The sequence below is a fragment of the Microbispora sp. NBRC 16548 genome (genome assembly GCF_030268985.1).
GTDB lineage: Bacteria > Actinomycetota > Actinomycetes > Streptosporangiales > Streptosporangiaceae > Microbispora > Microbispora catharanthi.
On record NZ_BSSF01000005.1, the window covers coordinates 581,772 to 597,912 of the forward strand.

Annotated in this window: 14 protein-coding genes; 7 read left to right on the top strand and 7 right to left on the bottom strand. The window is 71.9% G+C overall.

The genetic code is table 11. From position 1 onward, the window contains the following. Positions 1-9: 9 nt before the first annotated feature. The gene (locus QSK36_RS16980; RefSeq protein WP_139576036.1) at positions 10-627 is read left to right on the top strand and encodes a TetR/AcrR family transcriptional regulator; all 618 of its coding nucleotides are present in this window, start codon (positions 10-12) and stop codon (positions 625-627) included. Here the strand turns inward: QSK36_RS16980 and QSK36_RS16985 are convergent. Genes QSK36_RS16985 through QSK36_RS17000 form a run of 4 tightly spaced genes read right to left on the bottom strand, consistent with a single transcriptional unit; the run spans position 605 to position 4,392 of the window. Continuing rightward, the gene (locus QSK36_RS16985) at positions 605-1,669 is read right to left on the bottom strand and encodes an ABC transporter ATP-binding protein (RefSeq protein WP_285783052.1); all 1,065 of its coding nucleotides are present in this window, start codon (positions 1,667-1,669) and stop codon (positions 605-607) included. The genes QSK36_RS16980 and QSK36_RS16985 overlap by 23 nt on opposite strands. Beyond that, entirely contained in the window at positions 1,666-2,439 is a 774-nt protein-coding gene (locus QSK36_RS16990) for an ABC transporter permease (protein ID WP_285783053.1), read from the bottom strand. Before QSK36_RS16990 ends, QSK36_RS16985 begins: the two co-directional genes overlap by 4 nt. After that, entirely contained in the window at positions 2,432-3,298 is an 867-nt protein-coding gene (locus QSK36_RS16995; RefSeq protein ID WP_225897844.1) for an ABC transporter permease, read from the bottom strand. Before QSK36_RS16995 ends, QSK36_RS16990 begins: the two co-directional genes overlap by 8 nt. Next, the gene (locus tag QSK36_RS17000; RefSeq protein ID WP_285783054.1) at positions 3,295-4,392 is read right to left on the bottom strand and encodes a polyamine ABC transporter substrate-binding protein; all 1,098 of its coding nucleotides are present in this window, start codon (positions 4,390-4,392) and stop codon (positions 3,295-3,297) included. Before QSK36_RS17000 ends, QSK36_RS16995 begins: the two co-directional genes overlap by 4 nt. 124 nt (positions 4,393-4,516) lie before the next feature. Between QSK36_RS17000 and QSK36_RS17005 the strand changes: the two genes are divergently transcribed. Together QSK36_RS17005 and QSK36_RS17010 are read left to right on the top strand one after the other, a co-directional pair. After that, positions 4,517-5,605, top strand: a complete 1,089-nt coding sequence (locus tag QSK36_RS17005) for a hypothetical protein (RefSeq protein ID WP_285783055.1) — start codon at positions 4,517-4,519, stop codon at positions 5,603-5,605. A 22-nt stretch (positions 5,606-5,627) separates the two neighbouring features. Continuing rightward, positions 5,628-6,584, top strand: a complete 957-nt coding sequence (locus QSK36_RS17010) for an SIS domain-containing protein (RefSeq protein WP_285783056.1) — start codon at positions 5,628-5,630, stop codon at positions 6,582-6,584. A gap of 11 nt (positions 6,585-6,595) precedes the next feature. On the opposite strand, the gene QSK36_RS17015 is transcribed toward QSK36_RS17010, so the two are convergent. Together QSK36_RS17015 and QSK36_RS17020 are read right to left on the bottom strand one after the other, a co-directional pair. Beyond that, entirely contained in the window at positions 6,596-7,252 is a 657-nt protein-coding gene (locus QSK36_RS17015) for a ThuA domain-containing protein (protein ID WP_285783057.1), read from the bottom strand. A gap of 37 nt (positions 7,253-7,289) precedes the next feature. Beyond that, positions 7,290-7,796 (bottom strand): MarR family winged helix-turn-helix transcriptional regulator, encoded by a 507-nt coding sequence (locus QSK36_RS17020; RefSeq protein WP_139576029.1) that lies wholly within the window; start codon positions 7,794-7,796, stop codon positions 7,290-7,292. Between the two features lie 76 nt (positions 7,797-7,872). Here QSK36_RS17020 and QSK36_RS17025 point away from each other — a divergent pair, with 76 nt between their 5' ends. The 3 genes from QSK36_RS17025 to QSK36_RS17035 all read left to right on the top strand — a co-directional run bounded on the left by QSK36_RS17025 (position 7,873) and on the right by QSK36_RS17035 (position 13,179). Beyond that, positions 7,873-9,156 (top strand): amidohydrolase family protein, encoded by a 1,284-nt coding sequence (locus tag QSK36_RS17025; protein ID WP_285783058.1) that lies wholly within the window; start codon positions 7,873-7,875, stop codon positions 9,154-9,156. Positions 9,157-9,390: 234 nt separating this feature from the next. Then, positions 9,391-11,610 carry a serine/threonine-protein kinase gene (locus tag QSK36_RS17030; protein WP_285783059.1) on the top strand — a complete coding sequence of 740 codons (2,220 nt, stop codon included), beginning with the start codon at positions 9,391-9,393 and terminating at the stop codon, positions 11,608-11,610. Positions 11,611-11,856: 246 nt separating this feature from the next. Beyond that, entirely contained in the window at positions 11,857-13,179 is a 1,323-nt protein-coding gene (locus QSK36_RS17035) for a cellulose-binding domain-containing protein (protein WP_285783060.1), read from the top strand. Between the two features lie 19 nt (positions 13,180-13,198). On the opposite strand, the gene QSK36_RS17040 is transcribed toward QSK36_RS17035, so the two are convergent. Beyond that, positions 13,199-15,448: an MMPL family transporter gene (locus tag QSK36_RS17040; RefSeq protein ID WP_285783061.1), complete on the bottom strand. Its 2,250-nt coding sequence runs from the start codon at positions 15,446-15,448 to the stop codon at positions 13,199-13,201. A 107-nt stretch (positions 15,449-15,555) separates the two neighbouring features. Between QSK36_RS17040 and QSK36_RS17045 the strand changes: the two genes are divergently transcribed. Next, positions 15,556-16,095: a TetR/AcrR family transcriptional regulator gene (locus tag QSK36_RS17045; protein ID WP_139576026.1), complete on the top strand. Its 540-nt coding sequence runs from the start codon at positions 15,556-15,558 to the stop codon at positions 16,093-16,095. The last annotated feature ends 46 nt before the right edge of the window (positions 16,096-16,141 follow it).

Below are 16,141 nucleotides of genomic sequence, written 5' to 3' on the forward strand. Positions count from 1 at the left end.
AGGGGTGGGATGACACAGCGCAAGAGCAAGGCGGACCGGCGGCTCGACCTCATCGACGCGGCCCATCGGGCGATGATCCAGCATGGCGCCGAGGGGGTCCACCTCAACCAGATCGCCGAGGAGGCGGGGCTCACCTCCGGCGCGGTGCTCTACCACTACCCCGACCTGCGCGAGCTGCTGATCGAGGCCCAGCACGCCGGCATGGAGCGCTTCTACGAGCGGCGCGTGAAGAAGATCAGCGGCATCTCCGATCCGGCGGACAAGCTCATCGTCACGATCCGCTCGGGCCTGCCCGACGGCCCGGACGACGCGGGGGTGCGGCTGCTGTGCGAGCTCGGCGGCGCCGCCGGCCGCAACCGCGTCTACGCGACGCTGCTGACCACGCTGTTCGACCGGCAGGTGTCGATGTACCAGACGATCCTTGAGACGGGCGCCGCCCACGGCGTCTTCACGCTGGCGCAGGACTCCGAGACCATCGCCCGCAACCTCGTCGCACTCGAGGACGCGTACGGCTACCGCATCATCGCCCGGCACCACTCGATCGACCCGGACAAGGCCGTCGAGCTGATCCTCGACTACGCCCGCCTGGCCACGGGCAACCCGCTCAGGCCCGCCGATCGCCGCTGACCCCGTCGACGAGGGCGGCGTCGTCGGCGTCCCAGGAGACGGCGACCTCGGCGCCGGCCTCCACCCTCGCCCGCCCCTGCGTGGCCGCCAGCACCGCGCGGTCGTGACCGGGCACGCTCAGCGCCACGTGGGAGACGCCGCCGTAGAAGCTGACGTCGACGACCCGGCCTCGCAGCACCCCCTCGCCGGCCGCGACCGGGCCGAGGCGGATCCGTTCCGGCCGCACCGCGAGCATCGCCGTCCCGCCCTCCTCGCTCCCCGCGGGCGCGGGGAGCACGCCCAGCCCGTCGACCTCCAGGCCCTTGCCCGTGACCCTGCCGGTGAAGAGGTTGTTGGCCCCGATGAAGCCGGCCACGAAGGGCGTGCGCGGCCGTTCGTAGAGGTCCACGGGGGCGTCCACCTGCTCGACCCGGCCGCCGTTCATCACCGCGATGCGGTCGGCGAGCGACATGGCCTCCTCCTGGTCGTGGGTGACCACGACGAAGGTGATGCCGACCTCGTGCTGCAGCCGCTTGAGTTCGAGTTGCATCTCCGAGCGGACCTTCTTGTCCAGGGCGCTCAGCGGCTCGTCGAGCAGCAGCAGCCGGGGACGCTTGACGATGGCCCTGGCCAGGGCCACGCGCTGGCGTTGCCCGCCCGACAGCTCGTGCGGCCTGCGGCGGGCCTGCGCGGTCAGGCCGACGGTCTCCAGCACGGCGCCGACCCGTTCCCGGATCTCCGCGCGGGGCAGCCGCTCCCGTTCCAGGCCGTATGCCACGTTCTTCTCCACGCTCATGTGTGGGAACAGGGCGTACGACTGGAACATGAGGTTGACCGGGCGACGGTGCGCGGGGATCGCGAGCAGGTCGGCGCCGTCGAGGCGCACCGTGCCGGCGTCCGGCTGCTCGAACCCGGCGAGGATCCGCAGCAGGGTGGTCTTGCCGCAGCCGGACGGCCCCAGCAGGGCGAAGAACTCGCCCTGCCGGATGTCGAGGCCGACCGAGTCGAGCGCGGTCACCTCGCCGAACCGGCGGCTGACGCCGTCGATGGATATGAGAGTCATCGCAGGGCCTCGGTCAGTCTGGTCAGGCGCTGCGCGACGATCACGACGGTGAAGCTCACCGCGAGCAGCAGCGTCGCCAGCGCGTTGATCTCGGGGGTCACGCCGAACCGCACCATGGAGTAGATGACGATCGGCAGCGTAGGCTCGGACGGAGCCGCGGTGAAGAACGCGATCACGAACTCGTCCAGGGAGAGCGTGAAGGCGAGCAGCGCGCCCGCGAGGATGCCCGGGGCGAGCGTTGGCAGGGTGACCTTGGCGAACGTGGTCAGCGGGGTCGCGCCGAGGTCCCGGGACGCCTCCTCCAGCGACGTGTCCATGCCGCCGAGCCGGGCCCGGACGACGGCCGCGACGAATGCCATGCCGAAGACGGTGTGCGCGATCAGCACGGAGTGCAGCCCGAGCGTCAGCTTGATCGCGGAGTAGAACGCCAGCAGCCCGATCGCGATGACGAGGTCGGGCAGGATCGCGGGCAGCGTCGAGAGCGCGTCGAGCAGCCGCGAGCGCGTGTGGCGGGCCAGCCCGACCGCGAGCAGCGTGCCGAGCACGGTGGACAGCGCCGTCGAGCCGAGAGCGACGATCAGCGTGTTCAGCAGCCCGGTGCGGATCGAGGCGTTGCCCGCCAGCCTGCCGTACCAGTCGAGCGAGAAGCCGCCCCACGAGTAGGGCGACTTGTTCCGGTTGAACGACATCACGACGAGCACGACGATCGGCGCGTACAGGAACAGATAGGTCAGCCAGAAGGGCAGCCGGAGCCAGCCGTGTCTACGCACCGCGTCCCGCCCTCCGCGCGGCCCACGCCTGGGCGAACAGCAGCAACACGAGCACGGCGATCACGGCAAGCGCCAGCACCGACCCGAACGGCCAGTCGCGGGCCTTGAGGAACTGGTCGCGGATGAGGTTGCCGACCATGATCCGGCGTCCGCCGCCGAGCAGTTCCGGGATCACGAAGTTGCCCAGGCTCGGCACGAACACGAACACGCATCCGGTCAGCACACCGGGCAGCGACAGCGGGAGCGTCACCGACCAGAACGTCCTGGCCGGCCGTGCGCCCAGGTTCGCCGAAGCCTCCCGCAGTTGCGGGTCCAGCCGCTCCACGGCCGAATACAGCGGGAGGATCATCAGCGGGAGATAGGCGTAGAGCAGCCCGGCGACGATGGCGCCGTCCGTGTAGAGCAGCTCCACCGGCCCCAGGCCGAGCGCCTTCAGCCCGGAGTTCACCGGCCCCTCGGAGTTGAGCAGCACGATCCAGGCGTACGTACGGATGAGGAAGTTCGTCCAGAACGGCAGCACGACCGCCACCAGGGCGACGACCTTCCACCGGGCGGGCAGCCTCGCGATCATGTACGCCGTCGGATACCCGAGCAGCAGGGCGAGCAGCGTCGTGATCGCCGCGAGCTTCACCGACCCGATCACCACGTCGAGGTAGAGCGGGTCGGCGAGGCGGGTGAAGTTCTCCCCCGTCGGCTCGTAGACCACTCCCCCGAACCGGCCCCGCCTGAACACGGTGTAGCTCAGCACCAGCGCCAGCGGGACCAGCAGGAAGACGGTCAGGTAGCCGAACCCGGGCCCCATCGTGGCGAGGCGGCCGGCCGCCTTGCCGACGACGCGGGCGGGCTGTCGGGCCGTCATTGCGCCGCCGAGACCTCGGTGGACAGGCGCGTGTACGCGGTGGAGGCCTCGCCCAGGTCGATCAGGCTCTCACCCTTGAGCAGTTCGGACGGCGGCTCCGCCAGCGCCGGGTAGCTCTTGAGCAGTGCCGGGTCCACCTTGTCCATGGCCGCCTTGTTGGGGATCCTGTAAAGGATGTTCGCGGGCACCCAGCCATGGACCTCGGGGTCGAGGATGTAGTTGACGAAGGCGTGCGCCGCCTCCTTGTTCTTGGAGCTCTTGAGGATCACCATCGTGTCCGCCCAGAGGTCGCTGCCCTCCTTCGGCACCGCGAACTCGACGTTCTTCTCCGACGTCGGGCACCAGCCGTCCCATGCCTCGACCATCACGGCCTCGCCGGACTTGAGCCGGTCGCCGAACGTGGTGTCGTCGTAGGCCAGCAGGTCGGGCTTGACCTTCAGCAGCAGTTCCTTGGCCTTGCCGAGCGTGGCCTGGTCGGTGGTGTTGACCGAGGCTCCGAGCAGCTTGAGCGCCGGCAGCGCCAGCCACCGCTCGGTGGTCATCATGGTGATCTTCTTCTTGAGCTCGGGGGCCGGGCTGAGCAGGTCGTTCCAGCTCGTCGGCGGCGTCTTCACCAGGTCGCTGCGGTAACACAACCCGGTGGTCCCCCAGGTGTACGGGACGGAGAAGACGTTGCCCTTGTCGTAGGCGAGCTGGGACGCCTCGGGGTAGAGGTTCTTCAGGTTCGGGACCAGCTCACGGTGGATGGGCTCCAGCAGGCCCTGCGCGTTGAGCGCCTGCGCGTACTGACCGGACACGAACGCCACGTCGATGCCGCTGTCGCCTCCGGCGGTCAGCTTGGCCACGATCGTCTCGTTCGTGTCGTGGATGGCGACCTTGGTGTCGAAACCGAGCTTGGCCTTCACCCGCTGCGGAAGGTCCTTCGGGCTGTAACCGTCCCAGATCGAGATCGTCAGGCTCTGCTTGGACAGATCCGCCTTGGCGTCGAGGGTCGCGGGCGCACCCGCGGAGTCGGTCGCCGCGCCTCCACCACAGGCGGTCAGGGCGGACGCCAGAAAGGCAGAGGCCACGACGAGGGGCACGCGGCGCGTCATGGGGGGCTCCCTTGCGTGAGGATGGCGGCCAGTGTTGCAGGACGCATCAACATAGACAAGACTTTTCCCGTTACGTCTACCTGCTCCTTTCGTTTCCGCGTTGAATCCACGTTCAGGAGGCCGAGTGGAAGGCTCCCATTGGCCTCGGGTGACCGAGGGCCCGGACGGCGTCCTCACGCTGGAGACGGCGGAAGGGATCACCGAGCGCGTGCTGCGCGACCTGGCGCGGGGAGCCGCTCCGCCGCCCTTCTCGGTGCGGGCGCTGCGGCCGCTGCCGCCGGTGCCCCCCGGAGAACGGGCCATCACGGTGGACCAGACCAACCACTCGGTCGTCGCCGGCGAGACCGTGGTCGTCAAGTGGTTCCCCCGGCCGTCGCGGGCCCCGCACCCCGCCCCCGGGCTGCTCGCCCATCTGGCCGGCTTCGGCCGTACGGCCACGCCGTACGCGGCGATCTACTGGGAGGACGCGCTGGTCGCCCTGGTGACGGCGTACCTGCCCGAGGCGCGGGACGGCTGGGAGTGGTGCGTCGACGAGGCCGAGGCCGGCCGCACCGGCTTCGCCGCCGAGGTCGGCGCCCTCGCCGCCGAACTGCACCTCGCGATGGCCACCCCGTCCGCGGTCTTCCCCGGCCCCGTACGGCTGTCGCGGCCCGGCGAGGGGACATGGCGGGCCCGCGCCGAGGAGGCGCTGCGTGAGGCCCTGGCGCTGACGGACGGCGCGGACGGCGCGTGGCTGGCGGGGCGGGCCGAGGCCCTGCGCCGCGAACTGGAGCCTCTCGCCCGCACCCCCGCCACACCGCTGATCCGCGTCCACGGCGACCTGCACGTGGGACAGATCCTGCGCTGGCGGGACGGCTACGCGGTGGTCGACTTCGACGGCAACCCGACCGTGGCCGACGCCGACCCCTACCAGCCCGCGGCCCGCGACCTCGCGCAGCTCACCACCAGCGTGGACCACGCGGGGCAGGTCGCGGTCAGACGCAGGTCCGCCGACCCGGACGCGACGGCCGCCTGGGCCGCCGCGGCGCGCCGGGGCCTGACGGCGGCCTACGCCCGGACGCTCGCGCGGGCCGGCCGCGCCGACCTGCTCGACCGGTCGCTGCTGCGGCCGTTCGAGGTCGAGCAGGAGTGCCGCGAACTGATCTACGCCGCCCGCCACCTGCCGCGCTGGCGGTACGCGCCGATGGGCGTGCTGCGGGCCTGGTACGCCTGAAGACTCTTCGAAGGAGATGGACGTGGACGCGGAGCTCTTCCTTGCCGACCTGGAGGCGAAGCCGGAGGCCATGGAGGCGCTGGCCGGCCTCCTGGACGGCGGCGATCCGTTCGAGGGGCTGACCACCCGGCTTACTGAGGGGCGGTTCGACCGCGTCGTGTTCCTGGGCATGGGAAGCTCGCGCTACGCGGCGGGGGTGGCGGCGCAGCGGCTGCGGGCGGCCGGGGTGGACGCCGTCGCGGAATACGCCTCCGCCGCGCTGGGCACCCCGCCCGGCCCGCGCACCGCCGCCGTCGTCGTGTCGGCGACGGGCGGCAGCCGGGAGACGCTCGACGCCCTGGCCCGTCACCGGGGCAGGTCGTTCGTCGTGGCGCTGACCAACCGGCCCGGCTCCCCCGTGACCGAGGGCGCCGACCTGGTCGTGCCGATGCTCGCGGGCGAGGAGCGGGGCGGCGTCGCCTGCCGGACCTTCCAGCACACGCTCGCCCTCCTGCTCACGCTCGCCGATGGCCCCGATGCCGTGGCGGGCCTCGTACGGCGGGCCGCGGCGGCCACCGCCGACCTGCTGGAGCGGCGGCGTGAGTGGCTGGCGGACGCCGTGAGGCTGCTCGACGGGCCGCACGGCGTCTACGCGATCGCGCCGGCCGAACGGCTGTCGTCGGCCGAGCAGTCGGCGCTGATGTTCCGCGAGGGACCGCGAATCCAGGCGGACGCGTGCGAGACGGGCGACTGGGCGCACGTGGACGTCTATCTCACCAAGACCCGCGACTACCGAGCCGTGCTGTTCCCCGGGTCACGCTACGACGAGCAGGCGATGGAGTGGATTCGCCTGCGCGGGTCGCGCGTGCTGGCCGTCGGCGGGGAGGTCGAGGGGCAGGCGGCCGCGGTGCGCTACCGCCACGACGACGACCCGGACGTCGCCCTGCTCACCGAGACGCTGGTGCCCGAACTCGTCGCCGCGACGCTCTGGGGGCGGTAGGTCTCCGGAGGTCAGCTCCCGAGGAGCCACCGCGCCGCCCGTCGCAGCAGGGTGCGGCGCACCGGGTTCTCGTACGACCGGGTGTCGTGGCCGAGCGCGTCGTACACGACCCTGCCGCCCGCCACGGTTCTCGCCCACAGCAGGGGCTGGTCTCCGGAGTACGCCAGCGGCTCCACGTCCGGGAGGACGTCGAGGTCGGTGTAGACCTCGTCGGTCACCTCGAAGCCGGTCAGGCCGTCGACGATCGGATGACCGGCGCCGAGCCGGACCTTCGCCCGGCCGATCGGCGGGTGGTACGACGTGCCCCACCTCCAGGCGCCGCCCAGGATCTCGGCCCACTCGGGCCAGTCGTCGAAGCAGAGCGAGGCGGTGTGCACGGCCAGCAGCCCGCCACCCCTCGCGAGGTGATCGAGCACCGTCCGCCTGACGGAGTCCGGCGTCTCGAAACGCCAGCGGTCCCGCTCCTCCGCGAAGTCGTCGCCGTCGATCCTCCATCGGAAGGCGTTGACCGTGATCAGGTCGACCGGCGCGGGCGCGGCCAGGGCTCCGGCGACGTCCTCGGTGATCTCCGACTCGATGCCGATCTCGGCGAGCACGCCCGCGAGGGCGGCTGAGGTGGCCGGGAAGTCGTGGGCCACCCCCCCGGACAGGATGAGATTGCGCGGCATGAGAGCACCTTAGGCCCCGCCCGGAGCGTCATGGCGGTCAGGGCTGGGCGCGGTCGCCCAGTGCGAGCAGGACATCCCTGAGCAGGTCGGCCAGGGCGCGCACGGCCGGTTCGGGCACGTCCGCCAGCAGTTCCCTGTGCGCCTCGGTCGTGGCCAGCGACAGCTCCTCGGCCCTCTCGACGCCGAGCGGCGTGAGCCGGACCCACGAGCTGCGCCCGTCCGCCGGATCGGGCTCCCGCTCGACCAGCCCCGCGGCGACCAGCCGCTGCAGGATGTTGCTCGTCCCCCCGGTGGTGAGCATGAGGTGGGAGGCGAGCCTGCTCGGCTTGAGCCGGTACGGCCGACCGGCCCTGCGGAGGGTCGCGAGCACGTCGAACTCCGCGTACGTCAGGCCGTAGCGGCCGAGCACCGCCTGTGTGACCTCCTCGATGCGGGCCTTGAGCCGGCTGACGCGCTTGACGATCTCCAGTTGGACGGTGGCCGCCTCCGGCAGTTCGGCCCGCCATCCCTCGATCATCTCGTCGACCCGGTCCCGCTGTCGCATGAGGTTGAGCCTAGTCCCCCACCCTGATAGCTTTTCGAAAAGCTTTATCGAAAGCATTTGAGAAAGAGGTTTGTCTGTGAGAACGATCATCGTCAACGGCGTCGTCGTCGACACCGAGCCGCGGCCGCACGTCGTGCCGGACGCGGCCGTCGTCGTCGAGGACGGCGTCATCGTGTCGGTCGGCCCGCGGCCGGACGACCCGGCGGAAGGCACCGAGATCATCGACGCCGCCGGCGGCATCGTGCTGCCCGGCTTCGTGGACACCCATCGCCACGTCTGGCAGAGCGTGCTGCGCGGCATCGCGGCCGACGCGACGCTCGGCGCGTACCTCGGCCTGGTCCTCGGCACCCTCACCCCGGCGTTCCGGGCGGAGGACGTGTACGCCGCCAACCTCTGGGGCGCGATCGAGGCGCTCAACGCCGGCGTCACCACCGTGTACGACTGGTCGCACATCCAGCTCACCCCCGGCCACACCGACGCGGCCGTAGAGGCGTTGCGCGAGTCCGGCGTACGGGCGGTCTTCGGGTACGCCCATCGGGGAACGGGCGACGCCGACCGTGCCGAGGACGAGGTGCGGCGGGTCCGCTCGGTGCTCCTGCCGTCCGACGACGGCCTGGTCACCCCCGCCTTCGCCGCCTGGGGCCCGGTCTACGGCTCGGTCGAGGCGGCGCGGGCCGACTGGGCGCTCGCCCGCGACCTCGGCCTGCGCCTCAGCCTGCACGCCACCGGCGAGGGCCCGGTCGAGCGGCTGCACGACGCCGGACTGCTCGGCCCGGACGTGCTGTTCGTGCACTGCAACGGCATCCCGGACGAGTCGCTGAAGCTGGTCGCCGGCAGCGGCGGCACGGCCTCGGTGGCCCCGGCGGTGGAGTCGCAGATGGGGCACGGCCACCCCGAGACCGGCAGGCTGCGGTCGTCCGGGATCACGACGGGACTCGGCGTGGACACGGTCACCGACGTCCCCGGCGACATGTTCTCCGTGATGCGTGCGGCGTTCGCGGCCGGACGCGCCGGGCAGGCGGCGCCGGAGCTCACCGCGTCCGACGTGCTCGGCATGGCGACGCTCGAGGGCGCGGCCGCGATCGGGATGGACCGCAGGATCGGCTCGCTGCGCCCCGGCAAGCAGGCCGACATCGTGATCCTGGACGCCGGAGCCCCGGGCCTCGCGCCCGTGCACGACCCGGTCGCCGCGGTCGTCACGGCGGCCGACACCGCCGCCGTGGACACCGTGCTGGTCGGCGGGCGAATCGTCAAGCGCGGAGGCCGCCTGGTGGGGGTGGACGTGGACCGCGCCCGCGACCTCGCCGTACGCGCGGCCCGGCACGTGACCGCGCAGGCCAGGACTACATCCGCAAGGTGACTTTTTTGCTCCGGTGACAACCGCCCTTTCGGGTGAGACCTTGAGTCAGGGCCAGGGAGTGTCTGGCAAATGCTGCCCGTCGCGAGCGGGGATCCAGGTGGATGCATCGCAAGGCGGAGGAGGAGGTCGGAGCGGAGCCTCCGGCCGACGACGACAACGCAGCGAGGCACCGCCTGGGCCACGCGCAGCAGGGCTTGATTTGTCAGAGACGACCTAATCCGAGGGGGCGGCGTCATGAACGCCTGGTCGGTACCGGGCTACCGGGAGGTGCGCGAACTCGGCGCGGGCGGCGCCGGGCGGGTCGTGCTGGCGACCTACGTGACCACCGGCGCCTACGTCGCGATCAAATACCTGCGCGAGGAACTGCGGCGGGACCGGCGCTTCCTCGCTGGGTTCCGCCACGAGGCCCGGGTCATGGTGGAGCTGAACGATCCGAACATCGTGCGCCTGTACGAGTACGTCGAGGCGCGCGACGGCGCGGCGATCGTCATGGAACTCGTCGACGGGGTCTCGCTGCGCAGGATCCTCGCCGAGCACGGCTCGACCAGCCCGGAGGCGGCGCTGGTCGTGCTGAAGGGCTCGCTGGCGGGCCTGTCGGCCGCGCACGCCGCGGGCATCGTCCACCGGGACTACAAACCGGAGAACGTGCTGATCCAGGCCGACGGCAACAGCAAGCTGTCGGACTTCGGCATCGCGACACCGAGCGGCTCGCCGGAGACCTCCGCGGGCACGCCGCCCTACATGGCCCCCGAGCAGTGGTATGGCGGGCCCGCCGGCCCGGCCGCCGACGTCTACGCCGCCACCTGCGTCTTCTACGAGTGCCTCACCGGGCGCCGGCCGTACCGGGCCGACGATCTGACGGCGCTGCGCATGCTGCACCGAAGCGCTCCCATCCCCGCGGCGGACGTGCCGGGCTCGGTGCGGGGCCTCGTCACGCGCGGCATGGCCAAGAACCCGGCGGACCGGCCGCCCACGGCACGGGCGTTCATCGCCGACCTGGAGACCGCCGCGACCGCCGCGTACGGGTCCGACTGGGAGCAGCGGGGCCGCCGGCACCTGGCCGAACTCGCGACCCTGCTGGCGCTGACGTTTCCCCTGGCCGCTCCGGCCGAGCCGGTCGAGGCGTCCACGTCCCTCGCCCAGACCGTGCTGTCCGAGCGGCTCTCGCGCTTCGCGCCCCGGTTCGCCATCGGCGCCGCCGTGCTGTCGGCCGCCGTGATCGCGGCGGTGGTCGCGGCCAACCGGCAGACCCCGGTCGCGCAGGACACCCTGCTCACACCGCCACCGCACAGCGCCCCGGCGGCGCTTCCCCCGGCCCCGGGCTCGGCCGAGACGGTCCCGCCGGCCGCGCCCGACGAATCAGCGCCCGACGAGACAGCGCCCGACGAGACAGCGCCCGGCGAGTCCGCACCCGGTGAGACGGCGCCGGACGAGACCTCGGAGGCCGCTTCAGGACCCACCGATGCGGGGCCGGACGAGAACGCCGGGACGACGCCGCCCGAACTGTCCGGCACGCCGGTGTCGTCCGTGTCCACCGGGCCGGCCGTGCCGCCGGGACCTTCCGGGCCGCAGGGGAGCGCCACCCCCTCCCACATGGGGGCGACCGCGTCGCCGGCGCCGGCGCGGGTGACCGATCTCGGCATCGCGGCGTTCGACGGTCAGGCGGTCACGGTCGACGTACGGGCGAGCACCGCCGCCCGGGTCCTGCTCACCGCGCGTTTCGCCTCCGGGCCGTCGCCGGACGCGCTCGCCGCCGCGCCCTCGCAAATGGTCGGGCTGCGGGGCGCGACGTCCTATCACATCGGCCTGCAGCAGCCCTTCCCCTCCCCGGCCTGCGGAACCACCGTCTACCGGCGGGTCGAGGTGTCCACGGTCCCCGCCGCACAGGGAGGAACCCGTACGCGCACGCGGAAACTGACCGGGCCGCCCTGCCCGACCCCCGCGGTCGAGGGCGTGGCGATCGATGATTGGGACGGCAGGACGGCGGCCGTGACGGTGCGGACCTCGGGCAAGGGCCCGGTCAGGGTCTCCAGCATCTTCACGCGCGACGGCCGCGTGGCGGCGTCCGACACCCGCACGCTCTCTGGCCGCACGTCCTACTCGTTCACGGTGGCCGCCGGCCTCGGCGTCGTGGAGTGCGGGAAGAGGGCCGTGTTCGGGGTGCGCGTCACGACCGAGCCGGCCGATCCCGGCGAGCCGCGCCAGGCCGAGGTGCGGGTCACCGGTCCCCGGTGCCCGAAGCCGCAGGAGTCGCCCTCGGAGCCCACGAAGGAGAGTCCGGGTCCGGCGAAGGATCCCTCCCCGGCGACGAGTCCCGAGCCGCCCGAGTCCCGCAGCCCCGAACCACGCGACCCCCAGACGAAGAGTCCCGAACCACGCGACCCCGAGCCGAAGAGTCCCGAACCGAAGAGTCCCGATCCGCAGGACAGCCCGCCCCCTCCAGTGATCTCCTGACCCTGCGACGACGAGCAGGGGGAATGAAATATTCACCGTCGTCCTGACGGCCGGCCTTTCACACGCTTCCCCGAAGCGCCTGCTCAACAGGGAACTCACGTCGCGAGGGGAACAGCAGCAATATCAATTTCCTTGACTCGCCCTTTTGTGCCGGGGTTGACTCGCGACTCCAGGAGCTCACCACCCGTCGACATCGGCGTCCTGATGTTGTTAGCGCTAACACCCGTTGTCTCGGAGGGAAAGCCCGTGCGACTTGACAGCTCTTTCCGTCGGCGGTCGCGGCTGTCCGCTGCCGCCGCCGTGCTGCTGACGGCCGGCGTCACGGTGACCGCGGCCCATGTCGCGTCGGCGGCCACGGCCGGATGCGAGGTCAGCTACACGGTGACCAGCGAGTGGCCCGGCGGCTTCGGCGCAAGCGTCAGCGTTCGCAACCTCGGCGACGCGATCAACGGCTGGAGGCTGACCTGGTCGTTCCCGGCCGGGCAGGCCGTCACCCAGCTGTGGAACGGCTCCTTCACCCAGTCGGGCTCGCAGGTCACGGTCACCAACGCCTCCTACAACGGCGGCATCCCCACCGGCGGCAGCGCCGGCTTCGGGTTCAACGGGAGCTGGAACGGCTCCAACCCCGTGCCGTCCGGCTTCGCCCTGAACGGCGTCACCTGCACCGGCGGCGTCACCTCGCCGTCTCCCTCCCCCACGCCCACGCCCTCGCCGAGCCCCAGTGCCTCGCCGAGTGCCAGTGCCTCCCCGAGCCCCAGTGCCTCCCCGAGTGCCAGTCCCACGCCGCCGGGCCGTCCTGCCATCGACAACAACTTCCCGGTCACTCGGGAGGGCGCGTACGGCACCAACCGCTACACCGTGTTCCGGCCGTCGAACCCCTCGGCCGTCGGTCGTGCCATGCCCGTGCTGGTCTTCGGCAACGGGGCCTGCGCGCACACCAACGGGAGCGAGGTGATCCAGGCGCTGACGTTCATCGCGGCCCGCGGGTTCGTCGTGGTGGACACCGCATCGGTCGACGGCTCGTCGAACGGCGTGCAGAGCGGGTCCCCGATTCCGTCGCTGCTGACCGACGGGATCAGCTGGGCCGAGCGGGAGAACGCCCGCAGCGGCTCACCGCTCTACCAGCGCCTCGACCTGTCCAGGGTCGCCGCCGCCGGCCACTCCTGCGGGGGGCTGGAGGCGCTGGTCGCCGCCCAGGACCGGCGGGTCAAGAGCGTCGTCTCGCTGGACAGCGGGTTCTTCGCCGACGGTTCGTTCGGATACCCGCGCTCGGAGCTCTCCAAGCTGCACACTCCGGTGATGTTCCTCGACGGCGGGTCCTCCGACATCGCCTACGACAACACCCGGGCCAACTACGACCTGGCCCAGGTGCCGGCCGTGCTGGCCGAGCAGCCGCAGGCCGGTCACGTCGGGTTCATCACCGGCGCCCAGATGAGCGAAGGCATGACCGCGGTGGTCCAGTTCCTGGACATGACGCTCAACGACAACGCCACGGCGCGGGCGTACATCCTGGGGCCCTCGGGCCTGGCGGCCAGGGCCCCCTGGACGGTCCGCAGCAAGAACTTCTGATCCCTCACGCCGATCGAGGTCAGGCGCGGGCGTGCCCGCCCGCGCCGACCAGTTCGGGCTCCGTCTCGGCGGGCGCGCCGTCCTCCTCGTGGCCCTCGATCGACAGGTTCGGCAGGATCCTGTCGAGCCAGCGCGGGATCCACCAGTTGAGCCGGTCGAGCAGCACCATCGTGGCGGGCACGAGGAAGCCCCTGATCAGGGTCGCGTCGACGGCGATGGCCACGGCCAGCCCGACGCCGAACACCTTGACCAGAGGGTCGGGGTAGGCGATGAACGCGGTGAACACCGCCACCATGATCAGGGCGGCCGAGGTGATGACCCGGCCGGTGGACCCCAGTCCCTCGGCCACCGCGCTCCGGTTGTCCCCGCTGCGCGAGTAGGCCTGCCGTACGGAGGTCAGCAGGAAGACCTCGTAGTCCATCGACAGGCCGAACAGCACGGCGAACAGGATGAGCGGCACGTACGTGTCGATGGGCACCGAGAAGAACAGCGTGGCGAGGTAGGACCCGTCGGCCGAGGGCGGGGGGTCCATGCCGACCAGGCGGCTGCCCAGGCCGTGGGAGAACACCACGGCAAGGGCGCCGAAGGCGGCGCCGAGTGAGACGAGGTTCATCACCGCCGCCTTGATCGCGACCAGGGGCGCGCGGAAGGCCAGCAGCAGGAGCAGGGCGCTGAGCAGCACGACGATGCCGACGACCAGCGGCGTCCTGCCCATGATGCGGTCGCCCGCGTCCGCCAGCCCGGCCACCTCGCCGCCGACGTGGACGTGCGCCCCGGGCACCTCGATGGCCCGCACCCGCTTCACCACGTCGAGGGCCCGCGGGTCGCTCGGCGCGTAGTCGGGGACGGCCTGGATGAGCACCGAGCGGCCGCCCTCGTTGACCTTCGGCGGGGCGACGAACGCGACGCCCTCGGTGTGCTCGACCCGCTGCCGCAGCACCTGCACGACCGGGTCGGGCGGGGTCGAGTCGGCGATCTTCTGGTCCAGTTCGGCCACGACGACGAGCCCGCCGTTGGCCCCCGGGCCGAAGCCCGCCTCGATCAGCTCGTACGCCCGCCGGGCGGAGGTGCCCTTGTCGCCGTACCCGTTGTCGAGCGGACCGAGCTTGATCGTGGCTGCCGGGGCGGCCAGCGCCGCGAGCACGACCACGGTGACGGCGAGCACCCGCCAGGGACGGCGCGCCACCCAGGCGCCCAGCTTGGCCCAGCCCGTGGCCGGGCCGTCGCGGCGGGCGGTGCGCCCGGCCAGCGGCAGCCGCAGCGCGTTGATCCGGTGCCCGAGGAGGCCGAGCAGCGCCGGCACCAGCGTGATCGAGGTGAGCACGGCGCACACGACCGAGACGCCGGTGATCCAGCCGAGCGTGCGCAGCAGCGGGAAGCCGGTGAGCATCAGCGCGCTCAGCGCGATCACGACCGTGCCGCCGGCGAACAGCACGGCCCCGCCCGACGAGGCCGCCGTACGCCGGACCGCCTCGTGGACCGGCACGCCCTCAGCCAGCAGCGTCCGGTGCCGCGACAGCAGGAACAACGCGTAGTCGATGCCGACGCCGAGACCGATCATCGTGGCCAGGATCGACGCGGTCGAGGGCACGTCGACGACGTGGCCGAGCAGCGCGATGAGGCCGAGCCCCACGCCGATGCTGATCAGCGCGGTGAAGATCGGCACGAGCGCGGCGACCAGCGTCCCGAAGGCGAACAGCAGCACCAGCAGCGCGAAGACGACGCCGGCGATCTCGCTGGCACCGGTCTTGATCTGCTTGTCCGCGGGTGTGGAGCTGTCGGAGGGAACGACCTCGATGCCCGCCCGCACCGCCGGCGCGGCGACGGCGACGAGTTGCTCGGACGTCTGCGCGAGCTTGGTGGTGTCCTGTCCCTTCAGCCGTACGGTGATCATCCCGATCCGCAGGCTGGACGACATTCCGCCCATCCGGTACGGCGTCTCCACCTCGGCGACGTGCGGCGTACGCCGCAGAGCGTCCAGCGACCGCTCGACGGCCTGTTTGCGAGACTTGTCGATCAGCGTGCCGTTCGCGGTGTAGAGAACGAGCTGCACCGTCCCGCCGGGGTCGTACCCCGGTCCGAAGCCCTCGCGCATGAGCTCGTGCGCCCGTTGCGCGTCGGTGCCGGGGATCGACACGTTGTTGTTCACCGGCCGGCCCCACACCAGGGTGCCCGCCGTCAGCAGGCCCGCCGCCAGCACCCACAGGGTCAGCACGATCCAGCCGTGGCGTGCGCACCATCCGCCGAGCCGCCCCAGAAGTCCGCTCATCGCCGTCCGTCCCGGGTAGCATGTCCTGACGACCGTCCTGTACGGCCGTACAAAACGAGGGTAAAAGGATTTGATCGGCGGCGAGCGTCGCGCCGGAAAATGAGACGATGACCACACTCGACCAGGGCAACGCGACCCGGTCCCGCATCCTGGCCGCGGCCCGCGACCTGTTCGCCGAGCGGGGATACGCCGCCGTGTCGCTCGCCGACATCGCGGCGGCGGTCGGCCTGACCAAGACGGCGGTCGCCTACCACTTCCATCCCAAGGACCGGCTGGCGGCCGAGATCATCGCTCCGGCCGCCGACGACCTGCTCACGCTGCTCGGCAGCGAGTTCTCCGGCCACCGGGAGTTCCTGCGCGCGTTCACCGCCTTCGCCGTACGGCACCGCGCGGTGATCCGGCTGCTCACCGAGGACATCGGCGGCGCCGACAGCGCCCCTCCCGGATCTCCGGGCGAGGCGATCAGGGAGTTCGGCCGTGAACTGTTCATCCGCCTGGCCGGGCCCGACCCCTCCCCCGGCACGCGCGTACGCGCCTGGGCCGCCCTCGGCGCGGTGCAGTCCGGCGTGGTGAAGACCGTGGACGTGCCCGCCGAGGTGGTCGAGGAAACGCTGACCACCGCCGCCGTGGCCGTGTTCGAATCTTGATATACCGACCCCCTTGCGATCACTCTCGGAGCGCGTCACATTTCGT

Bases quoted from the DNA above. Each gene is read 5' to 3' on its own strand.
- QSK36_RS17040 (WP_285783061.1), bottom strand. From the start codon at position 15,448: ATGAGCGGACTTCTGGGGCGGCTCGGCGGATGGTGCGCACGCCACGGC.
- QSK36_RS17000 (WP_285783054.1), bottom strand. From the start codon at position 4,392: ATGACGCGCCGCGTGCCCCTCGTCGTGGCCTCTGCCTTTCTGGCGTCC.
- QSK36_RS17015 (WP_285783057.1), bottom strand. From the start codon at position 7,252: ATGCCGCGCAATCTCATCCTGTCCGGGGGGGTGGCCCACGACTTCCCG.
- QSK36_RS16985 (WP_285783052.1), bottom strand. From the start codon at position 1,669: ATGACTCTCATATCCATCGACGGCGTCAGCCGCCGGTTCGGCGAGGTG.
- QSK36_RS17045 (WP_139576026.1), top strand. From the start codon at position 15,556: ATGACCACACTCGACCAGGGCAACGCGACCCGGTCCCGCATCCTGGCC.
- QSK36_RS16980 (WP_139576036.1), top strand. From the start codon at position 10: ATGACACAGCGCAAGAGCAAGGCGGACCGGCGGCTCGACCTCATCGAC.
- QSK36_RS17030 (WP_285783059.1), top strand. From the start codon at position 9,391: ATGAACGCCTGGTCGGTACCGGGCTACCGGGAGGTGCGCGAACTCGGC.
- QSK36_RS16995 (WP_225897844.1), bottom strand. From the start codon at position 3,298: ATGACGGCCCGACAGCCCGCCCGCGTCGTCGGCAAGGCGGCCGGCCGC.
- QSK36_RS17020 (WP_139576029.1), bottom strand. From the start codon at position 7,796: ATGCGACAGCGGGACCGGGTCGACGAGATGATCGAGGGATGGCGGGCC.